This window comes from Kistimonas scapharcae (assembly GCF_039540975.1).
Classification (GTDB): Bacteria; Pseudomonadota; Gammaproteobacteria; order Pseudomonadales; family Endozoicomonadaceae; genus Kistimonas; species Kistimonas scapharcae.
The window spans coordinates 1-4,792 of record NZ_BAABFL010000320.1; the positions used below are offsets into that span (position 1 = coordinate 1).

A 4,792-nucleotide genomic window follows, 5' to 3' on the forward strand; every position below is an offset into this window, starting at 1 on the left:
TATTTTGCCTGAAGAGCACAGGGGACGCTCTCTTCATTCAATTTAGCCTTACTTCTTCAGATCGTTAAGCGGGAGTTAAGGGAGTGAATCACTTCACGACAGGTCTGTTGTATCATGGCACCGATTGACGTTCTGTTCGCCAGCTTGAAAGTGACATGACAATAATGCCGAAACTATCCGCCAGCCAGATCCGCGGTATCGTCTTCAACTTCGTGCCGCAATCGATTCAAGAGAATATATTCATCAAATCCCTCCTGGCCGGCGCCACGGCGATCGGGATCTTGTTGTCCGTTCCGGCCTTTGCCCCGGTCGGCACAGTGGGCGCGACGGGATGGATCATCGTATACGCCGTGACAGGGGGAACGTTTTCCATTGAGGCGATTTCCCGGGCCTGGAATGCCTGGAAAAACCAATCAGAAAAAGAGCGTCAGGCCGCCGATGAAAAATTCTTCAAACTGAAAGCCGCCCTGGACGATGGCGTGATTACCGACACGGAGTACAAGGAACGCGCCCGGGTTTTGCTGGATCAAATAATGAAGTAATGGGTTGTACGCTCATAAGTGCAACACATTGGTTTAACGGGAAACGGTGTGAAAGACGCAATGGTTCTGAAAGGTGTTTTTCGTGGCAACGTAGCACAACGCTACGGCTTTCAAACAGCCATAGATAAAGTGTCGGTAGAAGAAAGCCTGTACCTTTCCTGGGAAGGGTTGGAAGGGGATGTCTGTGCCGACCGTCGCCATCATGGCGGAAAAGAACGGGCGCTGCACCAATACCCACTCGAACACTATGCCTACTGGCAGCAGAAATACGGTGCGGATCATGACTGGCGAGCACCGGGCATGGGTGAAAACCTGAGCACGGAAGGTATGCTGGAAGAGGCTGTCTGCCTGGGGGATCGTTATCGTTGGGGAGAGGCCATTATTGAGGTCAGTCAGCCCCGGTCGCCGTGCTTCAAACTCAGTCAGCGTTGGGGAATCGATCGCTTTTCTGTAGAGATGCAGGGACTCAGCCGCTGCGGATGGTTGTACCGTGTCATTCAGCCGGGCAGAGTCAGTGTGCAGGATGCGTTGGTGCTGGATGAACGGGAGAGTAATGCCTTATCCATTCAGCAGGTTTGCGAATATTTTTTCGGTGACCCACTCAGCAAGGAGGGATTGCACCGATTAAAACAGCAAACAAAATTATCGGATAGCTGGATGATCAAGGTTGTACACCGCCTGGAAACCCAAACGGTTGAAAACTGGACTTTCAGGTTGCTGGGGCTAGGAGAGTCGTAACGGGGGTGTTAGTGTTGCTTAACCGGTCAAAACGGCAATTGTGCTAAATCATAGTACCCATTGATTTGATCAGGGAATGGATACCGATAGGAAAAACTGAGTAGAGAAGAGCTATTCGGGAGGGCTTTGGTTCTCAATTGTGGGAACTTGTCAGGCATACGGTTGTCACATGATTAGCAACCAAAGTTCTCTGATTCAAGGCGAAAGATAATGGCGATTCAGACTACGTATATTCGTGATCCATACCCCGGTTACAGGCAGGCGCAAATCATTCAGCAATGGCAGAGTGCGATTGATCAGTCTGACCGCCTTAAGAAAACCGTCAGCCCTTCCTCGTTACCGTTGTCCTATTGGGGTCAGAGACCGGTCAGTTTAAGTGACCAACCTGTAAGGCGGATAAATGAAAATATTGGTGCTAATCCACCTGCATACCATAAGACGCTTACGGGGGCAGAGGTTTCTTTTTACCGCGAGGCGACCAGTCTATTGAACCCATCTGTCACTGCATCGTTCATGACGACTGACAGTGAAACGTTACAAATGTGTTTGGCCTATGATCGATACCGTGCACAAATGCTATATCAACAGCTTCCATGTATGGCGAATGTTGAGGTTCAATCGATGCTGAATACTAGCCAGGAGAAGGCTACGCAGCATATTATCGACAACATGGGGCCTGATACCATCAGGCGAGATCCCAATGGCAATATCATCTCACGGGAACAGTGGGTTTGGGATAGTGCCAACAGCCGCTTCAGGCAAGTGGTTTATCATGTGTAAATGCGAGCAACTTAGCGAGGTGCTGGCAGTTGCTCTTTTTATCTTTTCTCAGCTCTCAGTGAGTGCCTCCAGTTTAATACTTTCAGCATTTGAACGGACACTTGTTCTCCATTCATAGCAGTCCGGCTGTATTTTTCGTGTTTCCCACCGATACCGGAACGTCGTTCCCGGCCATAATGTAAAGTTCTTGCCATCCGCTCGCTTGTACCAGCTCTGGCAGCCGGTTTGCCAGACCGTCCCAACCAGTTTCTTTTGCAGCCCTACGTTAAAGTCCCGCTGAATATCGGCGCGGATATCCATATATCCCGCCTCTTTGGCCTTGAGGTGCCGAATGGCATCAACAATGTAGCGACTCTGGGATTCAATCATGAAAATCATGGAGTTATGACCCAGCCCGGTGTTGGGGCCGACCATCTGGAACAGGTTGGGGAATCCGGACACACTCATGCCCAGATAGGCTTCCGCGCCGTTTTTCCAGGTATCCAGCAGGCGCTGACCCTTCAGGCCGGTGATCGGGAAGTGTTTCATGTACTGGCAGGGGTCAGCCACAAATCCGGTGCCCAGGATGATGGCATCCACCGGGCGTTTCTCGCCATTGGCCGTGACGATGCTGTTTTCACGAATGGCCTGGATACCGTCAGTCACCAGCTCCACATTTTCCCTGTTAAAGGCAGGGTAGTACTGGTTGGAAATAAGAATACGCTTACAGCCAATGGTGTAGTCCGGCGTCAGTTTCTGGCGGGTGACAGGATCCTTGACCTTGAAACGCAGGTGCAGACGAGCCATCCCTTCCATCAGTTTGGCGATGCGTGGGTTCAGCATCAGGGTGACACGGGATTCATTAATCCAGTACAACATCGACCGGTAAGCCTTGCGGAGCAACGGCACCTTGCGGAACAGCACTTTTTCCAGGCGGGTATAAGCCCGCTCATTACGGGGCATCACCCAAGCCGGGGTTCGCTGGAATACATGCAATTTTGCGGCTTTTTTCGCCACTTCCGGCATATACTGGATGGCGCTGCCGCCGGTGCCGATGGAGGCGACGGTCTTGCCGGCCAGGTCATAGTCATGGTTCCACTGCGATGAATGGAAGATTTCACCGGTAAAACTCTCCAGACCGGGGATGGATGGAATCGCGGGTACATGGAGGGGGCCTGTCCCCAGAATGAGGCAGCGGGCATGAACGGGTTCGCCATCTGCTGTAGAAATAACCCAGCTGCCGTCCTCCTCATTGAATTGTGCGCCGGTCACCGTTGTATTGAATTGAATATGAGGCTTCAGCTCGTAACGTACCGCACAGTCGAGGATATAGTTCTGGATCTCTTCCCAGCCGGAAAAGACGTGGCTCCAGTCCGCCTTGCCGGCGAAGGAATAGGAATAAAGGTGGCTCTGCACATCACAGGCGGCGCCGGGATAGGTGTTCTCCCGCCAGGTGCCGCCCACTTCGGCCGCTTTTTCCAGGATGCGAATATTATGGATGCCGGCCTCTTTCAGCTTGATGGCCATGCACAGGCCGGAGAAGCCGCTTCCGATAATCGCGACATCCAGCAGGGGAGTATCCTGGGCTGACATAGTGGTGCGCCTCTTATTTTTATTATGACGAGCAGCAACGGTCAATACTAAAACGGAACGATGGTCTCGTGAAGGGGCGGTGCGGAAATGACAATGAAGGTGGCAGTTGCTGACCGTCTGGCGCTGAATTCGTGTTACAGTTGCCGCACGATAGTCTGGAGGAACCCATGGCGCTGAATTCGACCCTTTGTCGTCACCTGGCCCTGGCCTGGTTGATCGATACAATGGAGCATCCCAACGTACCTAATTTGCAAGCCCGCACGGGCTGGCCACGCCGTACCCTTCAGGATGCGATCAAGCGTTTGCCCGCTTGGGGGATCACGGTCGAGTATGTGCAGGATTACCATGCCAGTGAGTCCGGGTTCAGAGGACAGCAGCATAATGCCGGCTACTACGTACTGCGTGACTGGGGGATGTACCGGCGGGAGTGGGTGAAGAAACACCTGGCAGATGTTTTTGACAGTGTCGAACTGGCTTTCTGCGAGTGAAGGGATGACACCGCCAAGAGGCTATGACCGTATGGGCTCATGTGTTACTGAGGAAGCCGGTAAAGCAAGGGTCAAGCTCCTTCTGCAGTTATGTGCTGGAAATATGGGTGCGCTTCAACAGTACCCAGGATGTGAGCACTGACGCAGAGCCCGATCGTCGTTATCAGTGCTGGTAATGAACCCTCGATGAAAACAGGGCGGCAGGGCGTGTATCCGTGCTGTAATCATAGAGCGACCCCACTTTCCATTTGTGAGAAGTCAAAGCTGTCATCAAGATCATCCGTATCATCGTCATCAGGCGTGCCACTGCTAACGATTTGCCAAAACGGGTTGTTATACAGATAGTGTGCGAGCGTCCCTGGCGTAGTATGTTTGGCATCAAGTTTGATAAAACCGTAACTTTCCTCCTCAATACCCACAACGAGCTGGTAGGCCAGTATGACCAACTCAGCACAGTTCACATTTCTGGGTGCAGTATCGGGTCTGCCTCGATACTTTGATAACCGGGCTCTGGCCCTACTCCCAAACGTAGAGGTTCCCAATGCTGCGCCGTAACCACGATACAATTGCCAGCGAGCGCTTGTGTACCCTACCCTTAAATCCCGCTTAACCTTGGGAATGTGAGCAAGCTGGCCGTACTTTTGGCAACAGAGTACAGTTTTTGCACAAAAC

General features: G+C 52.1%; 6 protein-coding genes. 4 read left to right on the forward strand and 2 right to left on the reverse strand.

Annotation, left to right across the window (positions count from 1 at the left end; genetic code table 11):
* Positions 1 to 155 precede the first annotated feature (155 nt).
* The 3 genes from ABD892_RS11665 to ABD892_RS11675 all read left to right on the forward strand — a co-directional run bounded on the left by ABD892_RS11665 (position 156) and on the right by ABD892_RS11675 (position 2,060).
* Entirely contained in the window at positions 156 to 542 is a 387-nt protein-coding gene (locus tag ABD892_RS11665) for a hypothetical protein (protein ID WP_345195846.1), read from the forward strand.
* 48 nt (positions 543 to 590) lie between these two features.
* The gene (locus ABD892_RS11670) at positions 591 to 1,280 is read left to right on the forward strand and encodes an MOSC domain-containing protein (RefSeq protein WP_345195847.1); all 690 of its coding nucleotides are present in this window, start codon (positions 591 to 593) and stop codon (positions 1,278 to 1,280) included.
* 210 nt (positions 1,281 to 1,490) lie between these two features.
* Positions 1,491 to 2,060: a hypothetical protein gene (locus tag ABD892_RS11675; RefSeq protein WP_345195848.1), complete on the forward strand. Its 570-nt coding sequence runs from the start codon at positions 1,491 to 1,493 to the stop codon at positions 2,058 to 2,060.
* Positions 2,061 to 2,108: 48 nt separating this feature from the next.
* Here the strand turns inward: ABD892_RS11675 and ABD892_RS11680 are convergent, their stop codons facing one another.
* Positions 2,109 to 3,632, reverse strand: coding sequence for a flavin-containing monooxygenase (locus ABD892_RS11680; RefSeq protein ID WP_345195849.1), 1,524 nt, complete (start codon positions 3,630 to 3,632; stop codon positions 2,109 to 2,111).
* 167 nt (positions 3,633 to 3,799) lie between these two features.
* On the opposite strand from ABD892_RS11680, the gene ABD892_RS11685 reads away from it, so the two are divergent.
* Entirely contained in the window at positions 3,800 to 4,120 is a 321-nt protein-coding gene (locus ABD892_RS11685; protein WP_345195851.1) for a helix-turn-helix domain-containing protein, read from the forward strand.
* A gap of 224 nt (positions 4,121 to 4,344) precedes the next feature.
* Here ABD892_RS11685 and ABD892_RS11690 read toward each other — a convergent pair.
* Positions 4,345 to 4,792, reverse strand: a 448-nt coding sequence (locus ABD892_RS11690; protein ID WP_345195852.1) for a hypothetical protein, incomplete at its 5' end; no start/stop codon positions are given.

Excerpts from the sequence above, each read along its gene's own strand:
- ABD892_RS11675 (WP_345195848.1), top strand. The coding sequence starts at position 1,491 with ATGGCGATTCAGACTACGTATATTCGTGATCCATACCCCGGTTACAGG.
- ABD892_RS11685 (WP_345195851.1), top strand. The coding sequence starts at position 3,800 with ATGGCGCTGAATTCGACCCTTTGTCGTCACCTGGCCCTGGCCTGGTTG.
- ABD892_RS11680 (WP_345195849.1), bottom strand. The coding sequence starts at position 3,632 with ATGTCAGCCCAGGATACTCCCCTGCTGGATGTCGCGATTATCGGAAGC.
- ABD892_RS11665 (WP_345195846.1), top strand. The coding sequence starts at position 156 with ATGACAATAATGCCGAAACTATCCGCCAGCCAGATCCGCGGTATCGTC.